This is a genomic window from Marinomonas phaeophyticola, assembly GCF_026966905.1.
In the GTDB taxonomy this organism is placed as follows: Bacteria; Pseudomonadota; Gammaproteobacteria; order Pseudomonadales; family Marinomonadaceae; genus Marinomonas; species Marinomonas phaeophyticola.
Map to the genome: position 1 here is coordinate 1 of NZ_JAPUBN010000017.1, position 24,680 is coordinate 24,680.

General features: G+C 39.8%; 20 protein-coding genes, 2 rRNA genes and 1 pseudogene. 2 read left to right on the forward strand and 21 right to left on the reverse strand.

What is annotated here, in order from left to right; genetic code table 11:
- The 20 genes and pseudogenes from O1D97_RS11220 to O1D97_RS11320 form a co-directional block, all read right to left on the reverse strand.
- Nucleotides 1-341 (reverse strand): 23S ribosomal RNA (locus tag O1D97_RS11220); the annotation flags it as partial.
- Between the two features lie 393 nt (nucleotides 342-734).
- A 16S ribosomal RNA gene (locus tag O1D97_RS11225) occupies nucleotides 735-2,272 on the reverse strand.
- A gap of 452 nt (nucleotides 2,273-2,724) precedes the next feature.
- On the reverse strand, nucleotides 2,725-4,242 hold the full coding sequence (locus tag O1D97_RS11230) for a fumarate hydratase (RefSeq protein ID WP_269125631.1): 1,518 nt from the start codon (nucleotides 4,240-4,242) through the stop codon (nucleotides 2,725-2,727).
- A gap of 254 nt (nucleotides 4,243-4,496) precedes the next feature.
- Nucleotides 4,497-4,955 (reverse strand): hypothetical protein, encoded by a 459-nt coding sequence (locus O1D97_RS11235; protein WP_269125633.1) that lies wholly within the window; start codon nucleotides 4,953-4,955, stop codon nucleotides 4,497-4,499.
- A gap of 74 nt (nucleotides 4,956-5,029) precedes the next feature.
- Nucleotides 5,030-6,169 (reverse strand): fused response regulator/phosphatase, encoded by a 1,140-nt coding sequence (locus O1D97_RS11240; protein ID WP_269125635.1) that lies wholly within the window; start codon nucleotides 6,167-6,169, stop codon nucleotides 5,030-5,032.
- A gap of 6 nt (nucleotides 6,170-6,175) precedes the next feature.
- Nucleotides 6,176-6,517 (reverse strand): STAS domain-containing protein, encoded by a 342-nt coding sequence (locus O1D97_RS11245; protein ID WP_269125636.1) that lies wholly within the window; start codon nucleotides 6,515-6,517, stop codon nucleotides 6,176-6,178.
- Nucleotides 6,499-6,813, reverse strand: coding sequence for a BolA family protein (locus O1D97_RS11250; RefSeq protein ID WP_269125638.1), 315 nt, complete (start codon nucleotides 6,811-6,813; stop codon nucleotides 6,499-6,501). The genes O1D97_RS11245 and O1D97_RS11250 overlap by 19 nt, the downstream gene beginning before the upstream one ends.
- A gap of 2 nt (nucleotides 6,814-6,815) precedes the next feature.
- Nucleotides 6,816-8,959 (reverse strand): annotated as a pseudogene (locus O1D97_RS11255) (SbcC/MukB-like Walker B domain-containing protein); the annotation flags it as partial.
- Nucleotides 8,960-9,690: 731 nt separating this feature from the next.
- On the reverse strand, nucleotides 9,691-10,254 hold the full coding sequence (locus tag O1D97_RS11265) for an ATP-binding protein (RefSeq protein WP_269125644.1): 564 nt from the start codon (nucleotides 10,252-10,254) through the stop codon (nucleotides 9,691-9,693).
- Nucleotides 10,255-10,266: 12 nt separating this feature from the next.
- Nucleotides 10,267-10,911, reverse strand: coding sequence for a DUF4194 domain-containing protein (locus O1D97_RS11270; RefSeq protein ID WP_269125646.1), 645 nt, complete (start codon nucleotides 10,909-10,911; stop codon nucleotides 10,267-10,269).
- A complete protein-coding gene (locus O1D97_RS11275; RefSeq protein WP_269125648.1) occupies nucleotides 10,905-12,299 on the reverse strand; it encodes a Wadjet anti-phage system protein JetA family protein in 1,395 nt (464 codons plus the stop codon). Before O1D97_RS11275 ends, O1D97_RS11270 begins: the two co-directional genes overlap by 7 nt.
- A 42-nt stretch (nucleotides 12,300-12,341) precedes the next feature.
- Nucleotides 12,342-12,728: a sirohydrochlorin chelatase gene (locus O1D97_RS11280; RefSeq protein ID WP_269125650.1), complete on the reverse strand. Its 387-nt coding sequence runs from the start codon at nucleotides 12,726-12,728 to the stop codon at nucleotides 12,342-12,344.
- Between the two features lie 177 nt (nucleotides 12,729-12,905).
- Entirely contained in the window at nucleotides 12,906-13,409 is a 504-nt protein-coding gene (locus O1D97_RS11285; protein ID WP_269125652.1) for a DNA topoisomerase family protein, read from the reverse strand.
- Nucleotides 13,410-13,429: 20 nt separating this feature from the next.
- Nucleotides 13,430-13,768, reverse strand: a complete 339-nt coding sequence (locus O1D97_RS11290) for a hypothetical protein (protein ID WP_269125654.1) — start codon at nucleotides 13,766-13,768, stop codon at nucleotides 13,430-13,432.
- Between the two features lie 31 nt (nucleotides 13,769-13,799).
- Entirely contained in the window at nucleotides 13,800-14,507 is a 708-nt protein-coding gene (locus O1D97_RS11295) for an HAD family hydrolase (RefSeq protein WP_269125656.1), read from the reverse strand.
- A gap of 2 nt (nucleotides 14,508-14,509) precedes the next feature.
- Nucleotides 14,510-15,511, reverse strand: a complete 1,002-nt coding sequence (hemH, locus tag O1D97_RS11300) for a ferrochelatase (protein WP_269125658.1) — start codon at nucleotides 15,509-15,511, stop codon at nucleotides 14,510-14,512.
- 314 nt (nucleotides 15,512-15,825) lie between these two features.
- Complete coding sequence (locus tag O1D97_RS11305; RefSeq protein ID WP_269125660.1) at nucleotides 15,826-17,514, reverse strand: ATP-binding protein; 1,689 nt, start codon at nucleotides 17,512-17,514, stop codon at nucleotides 15,826-15,828.
- Nucleotides 17,515-17,681: 167 nt separating this feature from the next.
- Nucleotides 17,682-17,855 carry a hypothetical protein gene (locus tag O1D97_RS11310; protein WP_269125662.1) on the reverse strand — a complete coding sequence of 58 codons (174 nt, stop codon included), beginning with the start codon at nucleotides 17,853-17,855 and terminating at the stop codon, nucleotides 17,682-17,684.
- Between the two features lie 204 nt (nucleotides 17,856-18,059).
- On the reverse strand, nucleotides 18,060-19,343 hold the full coding sequence (locus tag O1D97_RS11315; protein ID WP_269125664.1) for a DEAD/DEAH box helicase: 1,284 nt from the start codon (nucleotides 19,341-19,343) through the stop codon (nucleotides 18,060-18,062).
- 326 nt (nucleotides 19,344-19,669) lie between these two features.
- Nucleotides 19,670-20,566, reverse strand: a complete 897-nt coding sequence (locus O1D97_RS11320; RefSeq protein WP_269125666.1) for a LysR family transcriptional regulator — start codon at nucleotides 20,564-20,566, stop codon at nucleotides 19,670-19,672.
- A gap of 255 nt (nucleotides 20,567-20,821) precedes the next feature.
- Here O1D97_RS11320 and O1D97_RS11325 point away from each other — a divergent pair, with 255 nt between their 5' ends.
- The gene (locus tag O1D97_RS11325; protein ID WP_269125667.1) at nucleotides 20,822-21,499 is read left to right on the forward strand and encodes a glutathione S-transferase family protein; all 678 of its coding nucleotides are present in this window, start codon (nucleotides 20,822-20,824) and stop codon (nucleotides 21,497-21,499) included.
- 139 nt (nucleotides 21,500-21,638) lie between these two features.
- Nucleotides 21,639-22,760, forward strand: coding sequence for a zinc-binding dehydrogenase (locus O1D97_RS11330; RefSeq protein WP_269125669.1), 1,122 nt, complete (start codon nucleotides 21,639-21,641; stop codon nucleotides 22,758-22,760).
- A 161-nt stretch (nucleotides 22,761-22,921) separates the two neighbouring features.
- Here O1D97_RS11330 and O1D97_RS11335 read toward each other — a convergent pair whose 3' ends face one another.
- The gene (locus O1D97_RS11335) at nucleotides 22,922-23,665 is read right to left on the reverse strand and encodes a type 1 glutamine amidotransferase domain-containing protein (protein WP_269125670.1); all 744 of its coding nucleotides are present in this window, start codon (nucleotides 23,663-23,665) and stop codon (nucleotides 22,922-22,924) included.
- Between the last annotated feature and the right edge of the window lie 1,015 nt (nucleotides 23,666-24,680).

Genomic DNA, 24,680 nt, shown 5'->3' on the forward strand with positions numbered 1-24,680 from the left:
GTGTTTTCGTATACGAGGCTTTCACTCTCTACGGCCAAGCTTTCCAGCTTGTTCTACTAACACCAAATCAACTTAAGGGCTAATCCCCTTTCGCTCGCCGCTACTTAGGGAATCTCGGTTGATTTCTTTTCCTTCGGGTACTTAGATGTTTCAGTTCCCCGAGTTCGCCTCATTAAGCTATGTATTCACTTAATGATACCCGCAAGCGGGTGGGTTTCCCCATTCGGAAATGTTCGGATCAAAGTTTGTTTATCAACTCCCCGAACCTTATCGCAGATTACCACGTCCTTCATCGCCTCTGACTGCCAAGGCATCCACCGTGCACGCTTGGTCACTTGACCATATAACCCAAAGTAGTTTTTTAATCCCTCACTTTTCTAAAAGAAAAGTCAGTATCAAAACAACACTCAGATCACATACCAACGATGCTTTTGTGTCATCACTGGATTTTACGATTTAGAAAGTCATCCAGGTTATTCTCAATAAAGAGAAAGATGCTTTCCACCGGTTTGACGCTTGATTATCGTCTATTTCAAAAAGTCACATTGTTAAAGAGCAAGTTTAGTGCAAAGCACTAAGTCAGACATTCATGAATAACGCGAACATTATGATGACTGGTCATCACATAATCGCTTTCATCAACCCCTTGCTTAGGACTCTATCCTAGAACAATTGCTGCTATAAAGTAGTCATCAGATAATTTGTGTGAACGCTCACCAGAGCTTCGTATCGTTTAAGGAGGTGATCCAGCCCCAGGTTCCCCTAGGGCTACCTTGTTACGACTTCACCCCAGTCATTGACCACTCCGTGGTAACCGCCCTCCTCGAAAGGTTAAGCTAGCTACTTCTGGAGCAATCAACTCCCATGGTGTGACGGGCGGTGTGTACAAGGCCCGGGAACGTATTCACCGTGACATTCTGATTCACGATTACTAGCGATTCCGACTTCATGGAGTCGAGTTGCAGACTCCAATCCGGACTACGACGCACTTTGTGGGATTCGCTTACTATCGCTAGTTCGCAGCCCTCTGTATGCGCCATTGTAGCACGTGTGTAGCCCTACTCGTAAGGGCCATGATGACTTGACGTCGTCCCCACCTTCCTCCGGTTTGTCACCGGCAGTCTCCTTAAAGTTCCCACCCGAAGTGCTGGCAAATAAGGATAAGGGTTGCGCTCGTTACGGGACTTAACCCAACATTTCACAACACGAGCTGACGACAGCCATGCAGCACCTGTCTCAGTGTTCCCGAAGGCACTCCAAAATCTCTTTCGGATTCACTGGATGTCAAGAGTAGGTAAGGTTCTTCGCGTTGCGTCGAATTAAACCACATGCTCCACCGCTTGTGCGGGCCCCCGTCAATTCATTTGAGTTTTAACCTTGCGGCCGTACTCCCCAGGCGGTCTACTTATCGCGTTAGCTTCGCCACTAAGTCATTACAACCCAACGGCTAGTAGACATCGTTTACGGCGTGGACTACCAGGGTATCTAATCCTGTTTGCTCCCCACGCTTTCGCACCTCAGTGTCAGTATCAATCCAGAGTGTCGCCTTCGCCACTGATGTTCCTTCCTATATCTACGCATTTCACCGCTACACAGGAAATTCCACACTCCTCTATCGTACTCTAGCCTGCCAGTATCGGGTGCCATTCCAAGGTTGAGCCCTGGGCTTTCACATCCGACTTAACAAACCACCTACGCGCGCTTTACGCCCAGTAATTCCGATTAACGCTTGCACCCTCTGTATTACCGCGGCTGCTGGCACAGAGTTAGCCGGTGCTTCTTCTGAGGGTAACGTCACAGCAATCGAGTATTAATCAATTACCTTTCCTCCCCTCTGAAAGTGCTTTACAACCCTAAGGCCTTCTTCACACACGCGGCATGGCTGGATCAGGCTTGCGCCCATTGTCCAATATTCCCCACTGCTGCCTCCCGTAGGAGTCTGGGCCGTGTCTCAGTCCCAGTGTGGCTGGTCATCCTCTCAGACCAGCTAGAGATCGTCGCCTTGGTAGGCCTTTACCCTACCAACTAGCTAATCTCACGCAGGCTCATCTAATAGCGAAAGGTCCGAAGATCCCCTCCTTTCCCCCGTAGGGATTATGCGGTATTAGCATGCGTTTCCACATGTTGTCCCCCACTACTAGGCAGATTCCTACGCGTTACTCACCCGTCCGCCGCTCGACGCCTGTAGCAAGCTACATCGTTTCCGCTCGACTTGCATGTGTTAAGCCTGCCGCCAGCGTTCAATCTGAGCCATGATCAAACTCTTCAGTTTAAGATCTTTTGCTGATAAATCAGCGTGCTTACTCAAATTTAACTCTAACTAAACTTACATGTTTGTTTGACAAATCAAACAAACAAGAACGAATTGAAAGTGTTTGGACTCTCGTAAGACTTCAAAATATTTTCGAAGTCTCCAGCGAGCGCCCACACAAATTATCTGATTAACTATTTTAAAGAGCGTGCTAACTAAAATAAGACAAGAAGAACAAACCGTGTTGTTTTTCTTGTTGGACGCTTACTCGTTGTTCTGAGTGGTTGTCCGTGTCAGCGAGGGCGTATATTAAGGATCTACAGATTTAGTGCAACCTTTTTTTGAAATTTTCATAAAAAAACCTCAAGACTATAATAAATTTGTAATATTTGTACTAAATTCGACCTAATCCACCTTATAAAAGCCAAAAAAGGCGCCGGAGCGCCCTTTATAACAACCATTAATGATCAGGTTTATTTAATCTCTAGTATTTGAGCTTCAATCTTAGCTTTCCATTCCGCTGGCCCAGTGATATGAACAGAAGTACCTTGACTATCTACGGCTACAGTAACAGGCATATCAACTACATCAAATTCATAAATAGCTTCCATACCTAACTCTGGAAACGCAACCACTTCTGCCTTTTGAATAGCCTTTGATACTAAATATGCAGCACCACCTACAGCCATTAAATAAACAGCACCAAACTCTTTAATCGCTTCAATCGCTGTTGGACCACGCTCGGCTTTACCAATCATTCCTAACAGACCTGTTTCTGCAAGCATAGTATGAGTAAACTTATCCATTCTAGTTGAGGTTGTCGGGCCAGCGGGGCCAACCGCTTCATCTCTCACTGGATCAACAGGTCCAACGTAATAAATAAATCGACCAGCTAAATCTACAGGTAATTTCTCACCATTTTTTAGCATTTCTACCATTTTTTTGTGGGCAGCATCTCGACCTGTAAGCATTTTACCATTCAGTAAAATAGTTTCACCTGGTTTCCAAGATTTAACGTCTTCAGGCTTAATTTCGTTTAAATTAACACGACGAACACTATCACCCACTTCCCAAGCAATATCTGGCCAATCATCCAACGATGGAGGAACTAAATCTGCAGGACCACTGCCATCCAACATAAAATGAGCATGACGTGTCGCAGCACAATTTGGAATCATAGCAACAGGCAGTGACGCAGCATGAGTTGGGTAATCCATAATTTTCACATCAAGTACGGTTGTTAGACCACCTAAGCCTTGCGCACCAATCCCTAGATTATTAACCGCTTCAAAGATTTCTAAGCGTAGCTCTTCTAACCGGTTTTGAGGTCCACGCGTTTTTAATTCATGAATATCAATCGGTTCCATTAAGGACTCTTTGGCCATAACCATAGCTTTCTCGGCCGTGCCACCGATGCCAATACCTAACATACCTGGAGGACACCAACCTGCCCCCATAGTTGGTACGGTTTTCTTAACCCATTCAACAATACTATCTGATGGATTCAACATAGCTAATTTCGATTTATTTTCCGAACCGCCACCTTTCGCTGCTACATGCACTTCTAGCTTATCACCTGGAACAATTTCCATATGAATAACGGCTGGCGTGTTATCTTTGGTGTTTTTTCTGGCGCCAGCAGGGTCTGATAAAATAGAAGCACGTAGGACATTATCAGGTAATAAATAAGCCTTACGTACACCTTCATTTACGAGTTCGGACACACTTAAATCTGTATCCCACTGCACATTCATTCCTACTTTTAAGAAAACAGTAACAATACCAGTATCTTGACAAAGAGGACGCTTACCTTCGGCACACATTTTTGAGTTAATAAGTATTTGAGCCATCGAGTCTTTTGCCGCTTGGCTTTCTTCACGCTTATAGGCTTCATGTACAGCATCAACAAAATCAATTGGATGGTAATAAGAAATAAATTGCAAAGCGTCTGCCACGCTTGTTGTCAGATCGTCACCGCGAATTATGGTCATTGTTTCTCCTAAGCTCCCCTATTAATTACATGCAGATGTTAAAAGATGCAGAGCAATATGGAAAGCTAAAGACCGATTTTATAGCAACATTTAATGAAAAATGATCTTTATCATACTGAATGAGAATCAAAACAGAAACAGACTTTTTAAGTCCTTGGTAGTCAAGGTAAAAAATGGGATGCGCTATTATATAGAGCAAGCTCGGCACCGTTTTAACAATGCCCGCTCTAATTAATATCTCGCAGCTGGGTCCGTTACATTACTTTTGAAACCAGTAAACGCAACACACTCGATTCAGATTGCATATCTTTAACTGTTAATATCACTGCGCTTAACCAGACAAAGCACGCCATCACAAATAATGTTCCAGAGTCATTCCCAATAATGTCACCCGATTCATTAAATGCTGGCTGAATAATGCCCAGAGGCGTTGCAAGATGAAAAAAAATGGCGCCAGTCATTACACCAACAGCCATTAAAGCTCCTAGTGGGTTATAACGAGTCACTAAAATTAGTGAGACAATCAGTTCAGAAATACCTACCAAATAACCACCGTAGACTCCAAACCAATTAAGACCTGACCACTCACCTAAAATACCAAATATATACTGAGTCTCAAATGAGTCCGTGAATTTAAAAAATAAAGACTGAACAAAGACAAAAATAATAAAAGCAGTTAGGATATTTTTCAAATTAATGTGTTGTTTAAGCATTTCTCAATTCCTGATTAGCTAATTAGCCCCAATAAGTTTGGGATGTAGTATAGACACCAAATAATCAGAAAAGTTTACCTTTGATATAACATTAATGTAATGTCGTCTTGCTGAACTTGGTCATCTTGATAAGTTACTATTTTCCTGATCAAAGATTCATGCACTTTAGACATACTTTCCGACTCACTGACACTCTCGATGAAAAAGCGCTCTAAATGAGCATCTCCTAACATGACACCTTCTTTGTTCTTTAACTCATTCGCACCATCCGTTGCAATTAACAGGATATCCTTCTCTCCTACATTAAACGTACTAATGTCATTTTCAAACTTTGTTGCTGACAATACACCTAGCGGCAAGTGGTTAGAGGAAAAACGGCGAACATTCTTTCCATTGGTTACAAATCCATCAGGCATTCCACCTCCCCAGTAATGAACTTCTCCATTAGGGGAAATAACTAATAAATAGGCTGCACAGAACATATGAACAGGGAGCACCCCATATAAGACACGATTGATTTCACTTAAAATATTTTCTATTGGTAACATTTTTTCAACAGCGTCAAAAAAAACTTGAGTGACAGGCAGTGCACCAATCGAAGCAGCGAGTCCATGCCCAGTGAAATCTCCAATAAAAATCAACTTAGCTCCATCAGATCTTTTCTTTACTAATGCAATATCGCCATTAAACGATGTTGCAGACAAGCGAGTAACCTGTAGATTGCCATCATCGCCATCATTATGTCTTTGAGCATGATTAAGCACTTGCTTCGCCATTTTGTGCTCAATTTCTGTTTTTTTATGATAAAACATTAAATCGTGATTTTTTTTATAAAGCTCTTCAACAACCAATACATGTTTTACGTGTGTACTTAAGCGAGTATTAAATAACACTTCATTAAAAGGTTTAGGAATAAAGTCATCGCCTCCAGCCCTAAAGCAATGGTTCATCGTGAAATCATCAAGATTTGAGCTTAGAAAAATAACCGGGCAAAAACGCTCACCAGCAGCGACTTTAATCATCTCAACCAATTTAAACGCTGAGCCGCCATTAATAATACTATCAATGACCACAATGCTAGGCTCTAACTTCTGAAATGCATCCCAACCCGCAGCAAAATTTGACGCAACATAACTCGTCAGCCCTTTTGTTTCAGCGCACCAACTGACGATCTCTTGATAAACAGGCTGACTATCAATAATTAATAGCTTCATGCCTCTTTACCTAATTTCAAACAATTTATCAAAGCGAGAAATTCTCAATATATTTCTAATAAAATCATTCGCTCCACACAATTCAATTTGGCAATCATCAGCTAAGGAACTGCGCATACTGAGCAACATTCCCAAGGCCGCACTGTCTAAATACTCAACACTCTCTAAATTGATTTTATATAATTTGTAGTCATTTCCTAAGTTAATATAGGACTCCCTAAAATCATTAAATAAAGAAAAGTCAAAACTTCCTTGAATATGAATTAATACGCTAGATTCAGATTCGTTTTTTTCACCGATATACTCATAAGTTAACGACAGGCTCGTGCCTATTCGCCCCCATGGCAATTAGGTGAATCCGGCACCGTTTCTTTCTTTAATGCCCATTCCTCTGGAGTATGGAGATGCATCGCAAGAGCATGGAATTTTGGCATAACATCAGATAGTGCTTTATAAATAAGCTGATGCCTTTGAACTAACCTCTTGCCCTCAAAAATTTCACTTACTAATAACAATTTAAAATGAGACTCACTGCCCTCTGGAACATTATGCTTATAACTTTCATTATCTAAAGCAATCGAATCATAATTTAACGCATTATTTAAAGCCGTTAAAATTTCGTTCTTAATTGTGTTAGCCGTCATTATCACTCCTCAGTAGTATCAATATTAGAGACATTTTCTTCTGCATTAACACTATCACCAGCCAATAACTCTTTTCCCTTAATTTGTGGGTAGGCCACATCAATAGATACGGCACCGCCTTCACGCCATACACTAATTATTGTTTCCATATTAGCGGCCATTACCGCTCGTTTGTCATCTGGGGCAGCGGCAATGACTTGCAAACCAATATCTTTCATAAATCCCATACAAGTCGATGTTTTAGCCATATCAATTTTATTAAAGGCTTCATCGAACATGGCTAAAGAGAAGCCACCTTCAACCTTACCTTCCAGGGTTTCTTGAAGTCGATACGTTGTTGATAAAGCCGCAGCAATAGCAAGATAAAAAGGAATTTGGTGCTCACCACCAGAACCAGTTTGAATACGTTGACTCAAGGTTGTTTTTTTATTTCCGTCCGCATCAAGAATATCGACTTCAAAATTATAAAATTTCCTATAATCGGCCAAATCTTGTTGCTTATCATCATTTGTAATCAGCTCCTGAATCGCAGTAATAGCCACAATATGACCACCATCTTGGGTTAATGCTGGGTCAAACAGCCCCCCAACATTCGCTTGATCTTGTTTACTAAACTCTTCAACCAAATTTAAAATATCTTTCATATCCCCATTTGGATAATAGCGAAACTGATAGACTTCCTGATTAAAAGGGCGTCTTTTCAAACTGCCATTCAGCTCTCTAATAATATGAGCAACTTGATCCAGTGAGTCTTTTAACTTAGATACATAATCACTTCTGAATGTTTCTTCCGCTTCTCTACGAGCTAGTTCCGCTCTTTTCGCATATTTTGCCAACTCAGTTTCGGACAATACGGTAATTTGATGATTGACATATTGCTCAAACTCTTCAAATTTGGACTCTAAATAATCCAACTGAATATCATCATCTAAATCAGCCTGATGGAAGCGAGCATAATAATCAGCCACTTCTTTGCGAACTTTTTGATCGAAGCTTCGCGCTTTTTCATTAGCTTTTTCTGAACGGCTCATCGCTTCTTTATAAATAGCCCCACCATTTACCATACTAGATTCTAATAAAGCATAGCGCTCACTCGAATATTCAGCATTATAAAATGGATGACTTGTGAGTCGAGAACGCTCTTCGTCTAATGCACTTAAAGCACTCCCTAATTGGCTTTTTTGAGTGTTTAAGCTACCGTATTGCTCGGATATAAGTTGTCTTTCTCTATCAAGCTTTTTCTGTTCGAGCTCGACTTTTGACAATCGTTCTTTTAATGAGTCAATTTTTTCTTGTATAGCCGTATCATCGCGTTGTTGCAATGACATGATTTCTACATCTATCTGGGCAATTTCTTCTGCTGCTTTAACCAGGATGGATTGAGAGTTTGATAAGCTTCCTTCCTCAAACTGATTATTGGCTAGTAGACGTCCTAATAACTGATCCGCTTGCTCCAAACGTTGATCATTTTTAAGGTGTTGCATTAACTCATGAGTAAGCGTATTTAACTGCCCCTCTCTTTGCTGACGCATACCATCTGTATTAATACCGACCATCATATGTGGTACGGATCGAATAGTAGAGATAGTCCCCGCGAGTTTTAACATCCCATCAGATGTCATAGCACTTTCTTCACGCAACAACTGTCTCTCGGTCTCAACGGGTTTAATACTGCCTAAACGTCGGTTTAAGTAAGCTTGAGCATGATCATCATTACAATGAATATACTGTAATACGGAGTGACGGTCTCCACGGCTTAACCACAATCTTGTCTGACTTGTATCAATCACACGACAGCCCATTAGCTGCTTACGATGGGTTCTGAAAATTTTGATTGCTTGCTCGGCATCATCTGGATCGACTATTAAGGCTTCACGCTGTTGACCTAGATAACCTTCAATTGCATCTTGCCACTTTAGATCAGTAACTTCAGCCAAATGACTTAAAGGCGTTGCTTGAATACCTGACTGCTTAAGTAGCGCAATCAAACGCTTAGTATTTTGTGATAGAGGGCTACTTCCTCCCTTAAGAGACGAAACGTCAGATTCAAGTTGTTTACATTCATCTTTTAAATTAAGAATAGTACGATTGATTTCTGTGCGTCTTTGAAAGAGTCTACTTTTTCTTCATCAAGAGCCGTATTTAAATTTAGTAAAAGTGACTCAAAAGCAGTGAGGCTTCCTTCTACACTAAAGTCACTTTGTAGTACATTTCTATAAGGCAAACATTTATTAGCAATATTGTTTAATTGAGTGGAAAGCAAATCTTCAAAAGAAGGTAAAGTCGACAAGAGTTCCATTAATTGTTTTGTTTGTTGCAGTGACTTGCCTTCTTGTTGAATTTGTCGAGTAAGTAAACTTTTACTTTGTTCAAGCTGCTGCAATTTGAAACCAATATCTGAATTCTCAAACTGTTGCTCTAAACGCAATAATTGGCTTTGCAACTGTTTATACAACTCATTTTGAGTTTGCAATTCCTGCTGAATTTCATCTTCACGCTCTTGCTGCATCTCGAACTGATCTTGTATTTCATCTTGCTTAGCGCCAAGTTCATCAAATCTAGCTTCTGTTGCTATCCATTGATAATTGATAACATTCTGTTCTTGTTGCCGCTTTTTTTCACAATCTATAACAATTAAATTTAGATCATCAATACGCTTTGCGACTTCTTGAGTTTTCGATTCAAGCTGGCGATATTCTAACAAAGATTTTTGGTAGGCCCCCACTTGCAGAGGCGCTTCTGCTAATACGAAATCTTGCACAAATCTCGTAGGTGACGCAATTGGTACAAATTTCAAAGCGTTTTTAAAGTTCTTTAAAAAGCTGTCTAACGTAATCAATCTGTCACTATTTGGACTTAATTCTTCTAAGTAGCGATTTATATACTGAGTAGCAGACGCGCTACCGGATTTAATATAAGGATCAATACAACTTTTTTCAGTTTTTCTCTTACTTCTAGCCAAGGCTTAGCTTTAAAGCTACGCCCTTCTAAAGCATCAATAAAATCTTTTTTACCCACGCCATAATTAGGTAGCACAAAACGACCTAGTATATCTTCCTCTGGAGAAGCCAACGATGCAGATAAACAAATACCAACCGTACTTTCATTACCAGTATTAGAATCCTCAAACACCAAACCAAGATAACTTATCGCATCAGGGCGAGGTTGGGGACCGAATGATTTAGCATTTGCTTGGCCAGCATCAATCATGCCGAGTATATAGGATCGAATACTCCGTCCACTTGCCTTACCATCATTGGCACTCGCATTATAATTAAGGTGTCTTTTACTCGCACCAGTCAATACTGTTTGTATCGCATCCAATAAAGAAGACTTACCAGAACCCGTTGGTCCAATAATAGCCGTATTTCCGCGAATATTAATTTCTTCAGCACCCAGCAAATACCAATTAACCAAAACAATTCTATTTAATTTTTTCATTTAGATACCTAATTATTCGCTGGCTGTTGTCACATCAGAATCCATATCGCTGGATATCATATCCTCTTCATCTACATCATCTGATACAGTGAAGGACTCAAGTTGACGCAGATACGCCTCAGTTACGATCAAACGTACTACAGGAGTAATATTGATCATGATATTTTTTACATCTTCATCAAATGGCTTACCACGAATAATAACGCCATGACGACTTAATAAGGTTAAAATATCTTTAAACCGAGTTTCATTAGGTACGTCACGCTTAACTAACTGTACAAAGCGTTCAAGAATCGCATTTGTATGTGTGGAAACAAATCCGTTATCTACCTCAAAGTTTTCAATTTTCTCTTCATACAATTGTCTTAATACAAGCAAGAATAACGTTTCATCCGTCTTTAAACGCAAAAAAGCTTCCCTTTCGATAGGCAATAATCCACTCAACCGTTCGTTTTCATTCACATAAAGCTTCATTCCAAGTGCTTCAAACAAATGACTAAAATAATCTTGATAAGATTCAACTAATAAATAGTGTTTGCGCTGACCATGCTTATAGGCACTAGCAAATTGGTTCGCTAAAAGAAAATTTGCGGTATGTTGAAAATCTTTTACATCTTTACCGGATTCTTCTGCAACTTTTTTTAATTCTTTTAGCATGTTTTACTCCTGCGACTGACCACAAATTCACGACATTCAATGAATTCATGAACATCTACATATTTATCAGTAAAAATAACGTCAAATTCTTCTTCTATTTGCTTTGCATTGATGCCAAGTGACCCAACATACCTAAGATGATCAAAACAGACAAAATCTTCGACACTTTCGATGGTAAAGTCCAAAATATGCTTCTCTTTGTTCTCTCCCAATTGTCGTTGAGCATAGCCTTGAAGCTTAGCAACGGTAACCTGCCTTGCTTCATGAAAACGACGATTCGAATCCCTTACCGCGATTGCATTTTGAGAAACGCTAGCAGGCGTTATAATACGGGGTAATGGTGGTTCACGTTTCTTTAATGGTGCCGCCGCCGATTCCATACCAACAATGCGACAACCAATAACGCTTTTAAGCATGGGTAATTGTGACTTCGCTGCAGCATCAGTAATGATACCAGCAATTTTATTCGCCATCCCAGGTCTTGAACTGTCCATGTAGCGCGCCGTATCAGCCGCACGTTTTTCAAGCCGATAACGGTATTCATCTATACGTTCTAACCTTTGCTCAATATTACTAAAGGTTTGAATGATCGTAAGACAATCACTTTCAACAAGCGACTCGGCGGCTGAAAATGAAATCACTTGTTGATCTGCATAACACTGACAGATACGTTTAAACACTTCTTGATCAGATAAAAAGGATTGTGTTAATTCAAGAATTTTCCGGCGAAACCGAAATGGGTTGTTACTGGTTTTTAAGGTTTTATAATCCGCAATTAAAATCCCATCCACAAATAAGTCAAAGAAGCCTGAAACAATGGCTTTTGGGTCCTTACTTGCAAACAACTCTCGTTGTAGGCTACGTATACCAAGAAGAATTTGGTTTAAATGAGCCGAGAAATCACGACAGGCTTCAGCCGATTGATTTAGCGTCACTCCTCTTTCTAGAGGAGAATTCGTTACAGATTCCAAATTGCTAAGAATACTTAAAACCGTTGCGCCGTAATTACGTTTCCCATGCCGACTAATTTCAACTAACGCCTTTAGTAACATTGAAATCTGAGGAGACATCAAAACACTGATGTAATAAAGCTCCTGCTCTTCAACTAACCAACCGGTATTTACTAATCGGTGATATATTCTTAAAGCATATTCATGAATCGTCTTAGGAGAGTCAAACGCATCTTTATTATCTTCTTGCCAGCTCAACATATCCATTTTATGCAAGCTATCTTCAATTGACTCAACTATTGTGGACTTATCTTTAATTGGATCTTCAGCGTGGTCATAAAAAACTTCCGCTAAATCAATTAGCACGCGCTCAATCAGCTGTTTATTCGAGCCAGCTAATGCCTGAAAAATTTCATCAGGTAAATACTTAAATAGCATTGGTAGACTTCCTTAAAGATAGATCTGAATCCGCCGTATTTATCATTCAGGCTCACCCAAATGGTTTTTCACAATACTTACCATTGACGCTCTAATTCTTTCGTCATCACCGATAGGAGGCAATAATTCTATTTTAAGATGGTTTTTATTCATTGCATTTATCATTGCGGGGACATCATGCCGTAAATGACGACCAACAGAAAAAAACAAAGGCAAAACCGCTACAGTACGAACAGACTCATCTAGTTCATTTATCACATGCGCTAATGATGGCTCGGATAATTCCATATAAGCCAAACTGCATTTGTCTCGACTGGATTCTGAAACGATTCTTTCAAATATCATTTCAAAAGGTGTTTTCCATAAAGGATCGGTACTACCATGAGCCAGTAAGATAACATGATCATACTCTGCGTCTGAAAAAACCATATAACTACCTAAAAAATTGTGTTCTGATCATTTTAACGATCATTAGACCTAAAAAGAAGGTTATAAGGAAAAAACTGCCTAGTATCGCTTAAACTTTTGTTTTTCATTGAAATTTCAGCTATTTTATTAACTTGCAAGCTGTTCAACAAATAGGTGTGAAAAAGCATTTCCCCGCTATCACTTTCTTAAAACTGGGCTGCCATTGTCATCATTAAGGGTATGACGACATTTTGGAAAATCAATACAGCCCCAAAAATGTCCACTCTTGCCCATCTTCCGAACAAGAAAATGACCACATATACGGCACGGGTATTTTTTTCCTTCAATGGGTTTCCCGTCTTTATTTTCAAGCGTCAATGAGCAGTCTGGATAATTAGAGCACCCCCAAAATACGGTTGTTTTGGTTTTGAGCTTTTTTAACGGTGATTGGCATAAAGGACAGAGATATCGAATAGGTCGTACAGGCTTTCCAGCAACATCATTCGCTGAGTAATCACATTTAGGGTAGTGACTGCACCCCCAAAAAACGCCACTTTTTCCTGTTCTTTTTACTAATCCATTTTGGCACTTGGGGCATTTATAACGAACATAGGGCGATACTACTTTAACATCTTTTTGCTGGATAAACTCATCTTCCCAGGTTCCAGGAATTGTCGGCAAGTTTTGCTTGAAATCAACCATGAACGAATGCCCCGAATAACCTAATCAGTCTTTTTCACGCAGCTTTCAGTCTCTAATTCACATTTATCACCCGAGATTTTATCAATCCCTTTGCCGATAAAATCAGAGGTTTTTTTACCTGCGTTTTTTGTCTTATCCCATAGAATTTCACCTGATTCTTTAGCCCTTTTACCGGCTTCACGTCCAATTTCCGTACTTTTATCAACGACTTTCCCTGTTGTCTCTATTGTCGTTTCTTTCACTTCAGTAAAAAAATTACTCACGGACTCTGTGGCTTTATCAACGGTTTCGTTTGCATGAGCAGAATTAACCGCTAAGGAAGTGGTACCCACTAATAAAAGTATCTTTACAGTTTTCATCACGTCATTACCTTATAAAAAACTAAATATATTAAATAAAGGAAAGTAACTCTTTGACCTCTCCTAGTGTAGAAATATGAGCATACTCCTTCAATGTATCTTCTTTTACTTGCTCGTGCTCCCAAGTAAACAAATACGGTATATGTATCGCGTTTGAACCAATATCCAGTATTGGCAATATATCAGACTTCAAGGAGTTCCCCACCATAAGAAACTCTGATTTATCAATCTGATATCGATCTAAAATATCCGAATAAGATTGTGGTGTTTTATCGCTCACTACTTCGATGTAATCAAAGTATGGAACTAAACCTGATCGAGACAATTTACTCTCTTGGTCTAATAGATCCCCCTTAGTGATCACCATTAACTGATATTTCCCGTGAATGCTCTTTAAAACGTTTTCGATATTTGGTAGCAACTCGATAGGTTCTGCCACCATGGATTTGGATAAGCGAATGATTTCATGAATTTCTCGGCCAAGAATGCGTCCTTCCGTTAATTCAATAGCCGTTTCAATCATAGAAAGGGTAAGCCCTTTGATGCCATAACCGTAAGTTGTCAGGTTGCGGGTTTGAATACCAAGTAAATGTGATCTAATGTAATTTTCATCATGATAATCTAACAACAAGCGTATAAAATCGTCTTGTGCTGCCATAAAAATTTCTTCGTTACGCCATAAAGTATCGTCTGCATCGAACGCTATGGTTTTAATATTCTTTAAATCAATTTCTTTCATACCTAGCATTCCCACTGTTTACTATTCTGTTTAATTAAGTCGCAATACAAAGCGACTTGAGCATCCGAGTCATTTAACGCTGGAATATAATTGTAGGCTTCACCACCGCATGCTTTAAATTCATCTCCTAGCTCAAACGTTACTTCTTCTAATGTTTCCAAGCAATCGACAGAGAAAGCGGGACTGATAATATTGATCCGTTTAATGCCATTCGCTGGAAAAGAGCGAAGCGTTACATCCGCATAAGGTTGCAACCATTCTTCTCGTCCGAATCTTGACTGATAAACATGAGACCACTCACTTTCGTCTAAGCCTAGAGCCTCAGCCACTAGCCTACTTGTGAGCAAACAACGCTTTGGGTAAGGGTCGCCATTATCAGCGTAACGCTTAGGAATACCATGATATGATAAAACTAAGTGCCGCCTTTCACCTTGCTCATCCCATTGTTTTCTAATGGATTCAACCAACCCTTGAATATATAAAGGATGATCCGCATAGTCTTTTATCAACATTAAGTCTGGCCAGCTAGGGCATTTTTTCAAGCCAGCCATTAACTTGTCATAAACCGCCGCCGTTGTCGTTGCTGAAAATTGCGGATACATAGGCAGTACTAAAATTTTATTAGCCTTGGCTTTTCTTAATTGATTAGCCCCTTCAAGGATAGAAGGGTTTCCATAAGTCATGGCATGTACGATTGGAATATTAGTCTGAGAATTCACATTTAACGATAATGAAATGTTATTACGTAATCTCTCTCCAAGAACAAACAAAGGTGAGCCTTCTTCCATCCATACGGATTTATAAGCCTTAGCGACTCTAGGAGGGCGAATATTTAGAATTACTAAATTTAGAATTGGTTTCCATAAAATAGGATTCAAGTCGACAACTCGTCGATCGGATAAAAATTCTTTTAAATAGCGCCTAACCGCAGTGGGTTCTGGCGCATCAGGTGTTCCCAAATTTACCATTAAAACGCCAAATTTTGGTGCTGAAGAGCTGGTCATAAATACCTTATTCTGAAACTGAAATTTAAACTAGTATAAGGCATTTACCTCTTAATTTTGAAAAGAAATAAATAAAACCCTAAACTTAAAGACATAATACATACCTAGTCACCTAGGTTATTGACTAACTTACGATTACGAGTGTTTTTTGGATCAAAAAATAAGGTCATATCGAGTGCAAAAGTGATGTATAAACTTGCAAAATGGAACAAGACAGCACTTCAACACTCTTATCCCACGGCAGAAAATAGAAGCAAGAACTGCCATGAGTTTAGAGCTACTTTTTATAAAATGACTCATCCTTGAGTTGAGCTCTAATTCTTCCCTTCAGTCAGAAGGTAACGAGCCAAAACGTGAAACAACTTATCTCTATCGATCGGTTTAGCTAAATGCCCATTCATACCAGACCACAATGCTTTTTCAACTTCATCTGCTAGCACAGCAGCCGTAAGGGCAACAATAGGTATTACTTTATTTTCTTTTCGTATGAGTTGAGTGGCTTCAAACCCGTCCATATTAGGCATATTCAGGTCCATAAAAATAAGATCGAATGTTTCTTTTTTTACAAGCTCCACCGCTTCTTGTCCATCTTTAGCGTATGACACATCATCAACAAGCGTCTTAAGTAATTCCTGGGCAACAAATCGATTTATCTCGTTATCCTCAACAACCAATACCTTACCCATAAATCGTTGGTTCCGACGGAGTGAATTCTGATCGATATTAACCGGTAAATCTGATGTTAGAGGTAATGTTAGCGTGACATAAAATTGACTTCCAACCTTTTCCTGACTTTCAACCCAAACGGCTCCTTGCATTTGTTCAACAAGACTCTTTACAATTTGTAAACCTAGACCAGTACCATCAAAGTTCCGTTTGGTCGATTGATTCGCCTGCATAAAGGGTGAAAAAATTCGTGTTTTTTCTTCATCTGATACCCCAATCCCTGTATCACGAACGCAAAACGTTAACTGTTGAGAATCATTTGACGTACTGATTACACTCAAAGACAAGCTAACACTCCCCTTATGAGTAAACTTGATCGCATTACTTAATAGGTTATTTAGTATTTGAGCAATACGGGTGGGGTCACCTAAATGAGCGTCAGCAAGCTGGGGATCAATATAATAGGTTAAACTAATAGCTTTATTTTTTGCTGGTATTTGAAAAATAGACTCAGTATCCGATATCAACTGTCGAACACTGACAGGCACAGCTTCAAATATGAGCTTTCCTGCATTCAGCTTTGAATAATCGAGAATTCCGTTCAAGATATTTTGTAGGAGATAACTGGAGCGTTGGACTTTTTCAAGATGTATACGCTGTTTTTTTGGAAGTTCATCTTCAAGAACCGCATCTAATAGTCCTAACATCCCATTCATCGGTGTTCGTATTTCATGAGACATAGTCGCTAAAAATAATGACTGGGCATTGCTTGCTCGACGCTGACCTTCGAGCGCTGTTTCTAACGCTGTTGTATTTTCTAAACTGATTATCAGTGTCTTTTCTAAAATATTTAAAATAATTAAAATCACTACGGTAATCGTTATATTAGCAATACACAGCCTTACCCAAACTGCCGAGTCATATGACAATTCCGAAAAAGGAACCAACAAGGTTGAAAAAGCCAAAGTCAAAGCCGCAACAACTCGCCACAAACCACCGACCAATAAGGCAGGAAGAATTGCACCTAATGATACTAACGTTGCGGGTATAATCCCATTAGAAAGCACCAAAAAAGGCACCAAAGGAACAGTAAATATTACCCATACTCTTGCTAAAAGTTGGCTTGAAGACGGTTTATATAATGCCAATGAGGATAATGTGAACCAAGCCGCAGGAAAAATTATAGCAATAAAGATGTTACTCGGTGAACTTATGAACACAACGGCCGCAATTAAAACGGCTAGAATGAAAATCACTTTGAACCCGATAATACGAAATTTTTCTTCAATGCATTTTGATGGGTTCAACGCTTGAGAAAGAAGATTTTCAGATACCATGAATATAAGCCATTTTGGTTTTTTATTTTAATACTATAGGGTATAGATAGAATAAAACTATACCCTATATTTATGACCAAAACCCTCAAAATCACAGCTAAATCAATTCAAGCTCCAGTGAATCGAAAGTCATTATCATGGAGCTTTATTACTATTAGAAAGGTCAATTACTTTGATCTAAACCCTGTAGTCGCATTCAAGCACTCGACATATAAATCTAAAAATCTTTTTCGGTAAAGAGCTGGGTCTTCATGAAGCTTCTCTTTAATCGCTATATCCTGAGCCAATTCAAAGGCAACCGATTCTTTTGACGCCACTTTAAGATCAACTTTATCTGACATACTTATCCTCCTAGATAGATGTTTACATTTGTAAAGAGACTGAATCGCCAATATTTTATAATTCAAAACAATAAGAGTAAATATGTAGACAATCAATTAAACAGCAAGAATGACCACCAACAAAACATACTCGATACTAACAATAGCGCAATTTAATATTCCCACCCATATAAACTCACTTTCTCATTCCATTATGTATAAAAATTATTTACTAAATGGATGTTTAGCAAATGGACTGGTTCTTAATCCTGGCCCTTCAGTAACGTCCGGTGTAGGTAGCTGTTTTTTTGACTTATTAGGCTTTGCTGATTTAACAGCCTTTTTTTGTGATCTCGGATGCGAATCTGGCACCCTATGATCGGGCTCAAAACCAAGAATTTCTTTACGGCTAATACGTGTTTTCAGTAATGCTTCGATGGCTTGTAACGATTCAAATTCATCTGCACAAACTAAAGAAACGGCTCGACCCTCTTGACCTGCCCTACCAGTACGACCTATTCGATGGATATAATCTTCTGCTACATGAGGCAGATCTAAGTTAATCACCACAGGAAGGTTTTGAATATCCAAACCTCGTGCAGCAATATCTGTAGCCACCAAATAAGACAACTTTCCAGACTTAAACTTATCTAACGTACTAAGACGAACAGGCTGCGATTTATCTCCATGGATCGCTCCGGCATTAAACCCTTGGGACTGCAGTATTTCGGTAACCTCATCCGCCCCACGTTTCGTACGAGCAAAAATAAGCGCCTGCTCCCAATGCTGACGGCCCAACAACTCGGCTAACAGTTCACCCTTACGAGCTTTATCAACTGGATACAGCTGATGACGAACGGTTCGAGCGACTTGATTACGCTTATTGACGGCCACTTCAGCAGGGTTAGAGAGCCACAACTTCGCAAGCTTACGGATGTGATCTGAATAAGTGGCTGAAAACATAAGCGTCTGTCGACTTTTAGGAATCAGTGTCAGTAACTCATTCAATGACTTTTCAAAACCTAAATCCAACATTCGATCCGCTTCATCTAAGACTAAGGACTCTAAATGGGTAAAATTCACGGCTTCATGTTGCACTAAATCCATTAAACGACCAGGAGTTGCCACTAAAATATCGGCACCGCGCTTTAAGCCATTTACCTGTGGATAAACCTGAACGCCACCATAAACGGTCTGGCTACGTAAATTTAGCCCTTTACTGTAGGTACGTACACTGTCACCTATTTGTGCAGCAAGCTCGCGGGTTGGAGCCAAGATTAAACAACGAACAGAATGAGCAGGACCACGCTTTCCTTTGCATAAGGCATTTAGCAAAGGTAAACAAAAAGCCGCCGTTTTACCCGTCCCCGTTTGAGCCGCAGCAACCACATCACGCCCCTCTAGAATCAACGGAATAGCTTGTTTTTGAATAAGGGTCGGCGTTCCATAGCCTAAAGAGGTAAGGGTTTCTAATAAAGTTGGATGTAACTGAAGTGCTGAAAAACTCATGAATGACTCGTGCAATAGGCTATTTTTGCGTAGATTACCTCAATTAACACATGCAAGCCATAAAATGCGTCATATCCATCAAATGTCTAAGCAAATTCCCCTACCCTTTAGACACGAGCTTGCGCTGTATTCAGTAGCCATTCTGATTACCGTATTGTTATAAAATCAGACCACAGTAAAGCTATTATTTTTCAATTCTGGAGTCAAAGCAAAGACACATCCTAGCCATAACACATTCTGTAAAAATACGGTACAAAATTAACGTAGGTTTTTGAAATAAAATAATAAATAAGGAATTCAATCTATACACTAGCTTATTTCAATTTTCATTTTATTTTTGCGACTAAAAAGTCTACCGCCGCTTTGACTTTTGGCACCAGGTAACGCTGTTTTTGGTACAACAAATAAACAGCCATATCAGAATGTTGAGTGATCGCCAATTCATGCTCAAACTTCAGTTCTTGCAACTGTCCTGATTCAAGCAAAGATGCGAGTGCCCATCGAGTTGACATTAAGATGCCTTCACCGTTACAGGCTTTTCTCGCCAGCCATGATCCGTTATTTGAAATCGCTACGGCTGGACCAGAGACATCATGCCATTGACCATTCATATTACATAACCAAGGCGTTGGTCCGGTTGGCATTTTAAAATAAAGACCCTTGTGCTGTTTTAACTCAAGAGCGCTGTTAGGTCTGCCGTATTTTGCTAAATAACTTGGTGACGCTACTGGGATAAAGCCATTGTCCATAAGCTTTATCGCTAACACGCGTTCATTTGGGGCATATCCCCCTCGAATAGCAATGTCAACATCGTCACGCCCTAGCGTAGATAACTCATCACTTAAACTGACATCTAATACAATTTCAGGATATAAAGCGCTGAACTCATCTAATAAGGGCAGCAATATTCTGTCACCAAACCCAACCATTGAACTAATGCGTAAACGGCCCATTGGTGTTGTCTGATAACTGCGTACTGTTTCATGGCTTCGTTCTAGTTGACTCAATATTTGCTGAACATCCTTATAATAAATTTGCCCCACTTCGGTTAGCTTTACTATTCGAGTCGATCGCTTTAGCAAGGTAGCGCCTAGATTTTTCTCTAAATCCGCCACCCTTCTCGACAAAGATGAAGGAGGTACATTAAATACCCTAGCCGCTTTGGTAAAACTGCCTGTTTCGACAACCTTAATGAAATACCGTATTGCACGCAGTTGATCCAAGTCATTTCCCCATTAAATGATCGTTCTATCGAACACCCTCTGCAAAAAGGATGAAACATCATTGACATACTATTGCTTTATAAGCAAAAGTGATTCGCATTTTCCCTTATATATAATGCAATTAAAACAAGTAATAATGAGTTTAACTTAACCCTCACAACGGCAAACTGATTGTCGGATGTGAAATACAGGGGTTTTGATTACCTTTTACAATAATTAAAATCCAGTTTCACCTTAATAATGGAAAACAGATTTATGATTACTTTGCACGGTTTTGCCTCTAGTAACTATTACAACTTAGTAAAGCATGTACTTCTTTACAAAAACCTGCCCTTTAGAGAAAACCTAATTTACAGTGGCAGTGAAGAATTACTAGCCATAAGTCCAGTAGGGAAAGTACCTGCAATTACAACCGCGGAAGGCTTTTCTCTTTCTGAATCGAGTGTTATTTGTGATTTCATCGAAGAGACTTACCCTACAACGTCGTTATATCCAGAAAATACAAGCGAACGCGCTGTTGTTCGTCAAATCATGAAAATAGCTGAGCTCTATTTTGAGTTGCCATGCAGACGATTTATACCTTATGTCTTTTCAGGCACGGACATCCCTAAATCGCTTAAAACGGAAGTACGTCAAGTATTAGCCCGAGGCATTACCGCTTTAAACCGCTTATGTCAATTTTCACCTTGGATTGCAGGAGAGCAGTTTACCATGGCGGACATCTACGTATATTACGTCAATACCATAGTGAACACTTTTGGCGCTAGCCAACTGGAATGGGATGTACAGGCAGAGATACCAGGAATGAAACCGTGGCACGATTCCATTAGCCAATTGGACATTACTCAACAAGTAGAAACCGACCGTCAGGCAAATATGCCTGAGTTTATAGAAAAGGTAAAAGCTCAAATTGAAGCCGCTAGCCCTAAATAATCCATATCAATAACAGTAAATTATAACGATAACAACAATTCATAGCCATCACACTTATTGAATACAGCAAAGACAAGGTAGAACCAATTCATTACATAATTGGTTCTCGTAATCTATTTATTTGCAGGAGCAAAACTCAATGACAAATATCCAACTAACTTCAACGATCAACGAAGACAACACGTTAACTTTGGCATTACAAGACATTCCAATGCCCCAACCTAGCGCCGACGAAGTGGTTATTCGCATTGAAGCCGCCCCACTAAATCCCTCCGATCTAGGCGTTCTATTTAGTGCGGCGAATATATCAACAGCGACTCAATCAGGCAGTAAACAAAACCCAGTCATTACTGCTGATGTCCCGAATAAGTTTATGCCTGCATTGAAAAATCGAATTGGCAAGACAATGCCAGTGGGAAATGAAGGGGCTGGAACCGTGGTTGCTGCAGGATCATCACCAGCGGCGCAAGCCTTAATGGGAAAAACCGTTGCCGTCATTGGTGGTGGAACGTATCGTCAATATCATTGTGCGAATATACAAAGCTGTTTAATATTAAAAGAAGGCACTACGGCTAAAGAAGGCGCCTCTTCTTTTGTTAACCCGCTGACTGCACTAGCGATGGTAGAAACCATGCGCGCAGAAGGCCATAAAGCCATTATTCATGCCGCAGCAGCCTCTAACCTAGGCCAAATGTTAAACCGCATTTGTATTGCCGATGGTGTAGATTTAATAAACATTGTGCGTAAACCAGAACAAGAAACTTTGTTACGTGATATGGGCGCGAAATATGTTGTTAACTCAAGCAGTAACACCTTCATTGCGGACCTAACCGCTGCGGCTATTGATACCGGCGCGACAATTGCGTTCGATCCAATTGGCGGCGGCCAATTAACCAGTGATATTCTTAACTGTATGGAAGCCGCGGCCGCTCGTAACGCGGGAGAGTACAGCGTGTATGGCACGGATACCTTTAAACAAGTTTATATTTATGGTGCATTAAACCGTGGACCAATTACTTTAAATCGAAATTTTGGTTTTGCTTGGGGCATTAATGGCTTCTTACTATTTAATGCGCTAGGGAAATTAGGCTCTGAAACGGTTGCTACGATGCGTAAACGAGTTGCCGATGAAATCACCACGACCTTTGCTAGCCACTACACACATGAAGTGTCATTCACTGAGGCATTAACATTACACTCTATCGAGTCGTACTCTCAACAAGCGACAGGTAAAAAGTACCTAATTACCCCTCACAAATAAATTCCCATTTAATGATCATGACGGCTTGATGACTTCCTAAACGGAAAAAGCAGATACTTATGGTTTGTATCTGCTTTCTGTTCTTCGAACCCTATCTCTTAAAGGATATTTATTACCAATAATAAAACCTTCATATACACATGATTCGACTTTTATTTCTGTTATTCGGATAATGCCTTAATCATTAATTCGGCTGTGGCGCCACTTGATGGCGGGTTCTGACCTGTTATCAAATTTCCATCTCGTATCGCATGAATTGTAAAATTATCTCGTGTTTCTATTTTAGCTCCCAATTCACGTAATCTAGTTTCAAGTAAAAAAGGCATATCCTTATCCAATCTTACTGCACGCTCTTCTGCATCTGTAAAAGAGGTCATTTTCCTACCACTGACAAGTAGGCTTCCATCTTTACGGACGACGTTTACTAGTGCCGCTGGGCCATGGCAAACCGCTGCAATAAACTTACCTTGCGTGTCAAATTCTTGAATCAGTTTTGCGGCAGCAGGGTCGTTGGCTAAATCAAACATCACACCATGCCCCCCAGGTATGAAAATGGCGGCGAAATCCTCAGCATTCACTGTTGAAAGAGGCTTAGTGTCTTGTAAACGTTCAGATGCGTCCTTCCAAGCAATAGCTTGCTCAGGCTTAGGATTACTGCGTGGATCGATTGGTACAACACCACCGTTGGACGTTACTACTTTAATACTATACCCGGCATCTATAAAGGTTTTATAGGGTACGGCAAACTCTTCAAGCCAGAGCCCTGTCGGTTTTCCATTTGTCATGGAGGAAGCCCCCGTAACAAGCATCAAAATTGTTTTTTCTGCCGCAGCGGAGAACGAACTGATACTGGCAAATAAGATGACCAGTACACATTTACGTAGGGATGTTATTATTTTAAACATATGATTTCATACCTTAGTTGTAATATTTATAACAATTTATTGTTAGCTCAACGACTGACTCAGAGAGCACATTTCCAATGGTAATTTTTTGCGTTTTTTTACAAAAAATAACTATCATAAATATGTCTTCTGAAACCACTTATTATGGCAATGAGCTTTTGGTAACCAAACCTCTCATTGCCAATAAAAACTTGCCGATATCAACACAATACTGACAAGTGAATAGGCCTCGCCCTCATGGTTAACATAACGATATTGCTGCTCACAAACAAAAGGGTTGTTTTCTCTAACGGATGAAATAATTTCATGCGTGTGAAATAAAGCACACAACACCTACAGGCACTGCGTATTTACTAAGAGTGATTGTCTTGATGTACTCATACACCTACTCGATTAACTCACAGGGTATGGGAATCACTAGAGCAGCTAAGAGACTTAGGTTATGGATGAAAGAAAGCTTTTGCCAAATAGAAGATGCGAGGGCAATTTAGGTCGATCAGGCACATTAGGTAATTAAAATCAGAACGACTCTGGTGGTGGAGTCTACTAAATGGGAATAATATCGTAAAATCCTTAATGACGACATAATCCTAGCGTTTTGAGGGGCGTATTCATATGATAAACTTCAGAGATATGATTCGGCTGAAGCGTTTTATGCTACCCGTTTATTCTTATGCGTGAAGTAATCGGTTTCTTATCATGGTCTAGAGAATATTATATCAGGAATAGGCGGATGGTAATCATACAACTTTGACCACCCTGTCATTAAGTATTTATTAGTGATTATTCAACAGGCTAAAAGAAGTCCAACATTTCTACTGCTCTTATAGAGGCTAGATAAAACCTACATTAAGATGAAAGCATTCTGGTTGTCACGACGATCGAGCAATAGATAAGTACGGCTCACATTATCAGATATGATGGGCATCAATATGGTATTACTCAACTATGCTCAATGTTTTAATGAGTGCAAAATAGATTTGGATGAACAATAATTCGTTCCAAATCTAAAATG

What these genes read in the sequence shown, in the direction of transcription:
- O1D97_RS11230 (WP_269125631.1), bottom strand. Translation starts at nt 4,242, where the DNA reads ATGACCATAATTCGCGGTGACGATCTGACAACAAGCGTGGCAGACGCT.
- O1D97_RS11235 (WP_269125633.1), bottom strand. Translation starts at nt 4,955, where the DNA reads ATGCTTAAACAACACATTAATTTGAAAAATATCCTAACTGCTTTTATT.
- O1D97_RS11240 (WP_269125635.1), bottom strand. Translation starts at nt 6,169, where the DNA reads ATGAAGCTATTAATTATTGATAGTCAGCCTGTTTATCAAGAGATCGTC.
- O1D97_RS11250 (WP_269125638.1), bottom strand. Translation starts at nt 6,813, where the DNA reads ATGACGGCTAACACAATTAAGAACGAAATTTTAACGGCTTTAAATAAT.
- O1D97_RS11265 (WP_269125644.1), bottom strand. Translation starts at nt 10,254, where the DNA reads ATGAAAAAATTAAATAGAATTGTTTTGGTTAATTGGTATTTGCTGGGT.
- O1D97_RS11270 (WP_269125646.1), bottom strand. Translation starts at nt 10,911, where the DNA reads ATGCTAAAAGAATTAAAAAAAGTTGCAGAAGAATCCGGTAAAGATGTA.
- O1D97_RS11275 (WP_269125648.1), bottom strand. Translation starts at nt 12,299, where the DNA reads ATGCTATTTAAGTATTTACCTGATGAAATTTTTCAGGCATTAGCTGGC.
- O1D97_RS11280 (WP_269125650.1), bottom strand. Translation starts at nt 12,728, where the DNA reads ATGGTTTTTTCAGACGCAGAGTATGATCATGTTATCTTACTGGCTCAT.
- O1D97_RS11285 (WP_269125652.1), bottom strand. Translation starts at nt 13,409, where the DNA reads ATGGTTGATTTCAAGCAAAACTTGCCGACAATTCCTGGAACCTGGGAA.
- O1D97_RS11290 (WP_269125654.1), bottom strand. Translation starts at nt 13,768, where the DNA reads ATGAAAACTGTAAAGATACTTTTATTAGTGGGTACCACTTCCTTAGCG.
- O1D97_RS11295 (WP_269125656.1), bottom strand. Translation starts at nt 14,507, where the DNA reads ATGAAAGAAATTGATTTAAAGAATATTAAAACCATAGCGTTCGATGCA.
- hemH (WP_269125658.1), bottom strand. Translation starts at nt 15,511, where the DNA reads ATGACCAGCTCTTCAGCACCAAAATTTGGCGTTTTAATGGTAAATTTG.
- O1D97_RS11305 (WP_269125660.1), bottom strand. Translation starts at nt 17,514, where the DNA reads ATGGTATCTGAAAATCTTCTTTCTCAAGCGTTGAACCCATCAAAATGC.
- O1D97_RS11310 (WP_269125662.1), bottom strand. Translation starts at nt 17,855, where the DNA reads ATGTCAGATAAAGTTGATCTTAAAGTGGCGTCAAAAGAATCGGTTGCC.
- O1D97_RS11315 (WP_269125664.1), bottom strand. Translation starts at nt 19,343, where the DNA reads ATGAGTTTTTCAGCACTTCAGTTACATCCAACTTTATTAGAAACCCTT.
- O1D97_RS11325 (WP_269125667.1), top strand. Translation starts at nt 20,822, where the DNA reads ATGATTACTTTGCACGGTTTTGCCTCTAGTAACTATTACAACTTAGTA.
- O1D97_RS11330 (WP_269125669.1), top strand. Translation starts at nt 21,639, where the DNA reads ATGACAAATATCCAACTAACTTCAACGATCAACGAAGACAACACGTTA.
- O1D97_RS11335 (WP_269125670.1), bottom strand. Translation starts at nt 23,665, where the DNA reads ATGTTTAAAATAATAACATCCCTACGTAAATGTGTACTGGTCATCTTA.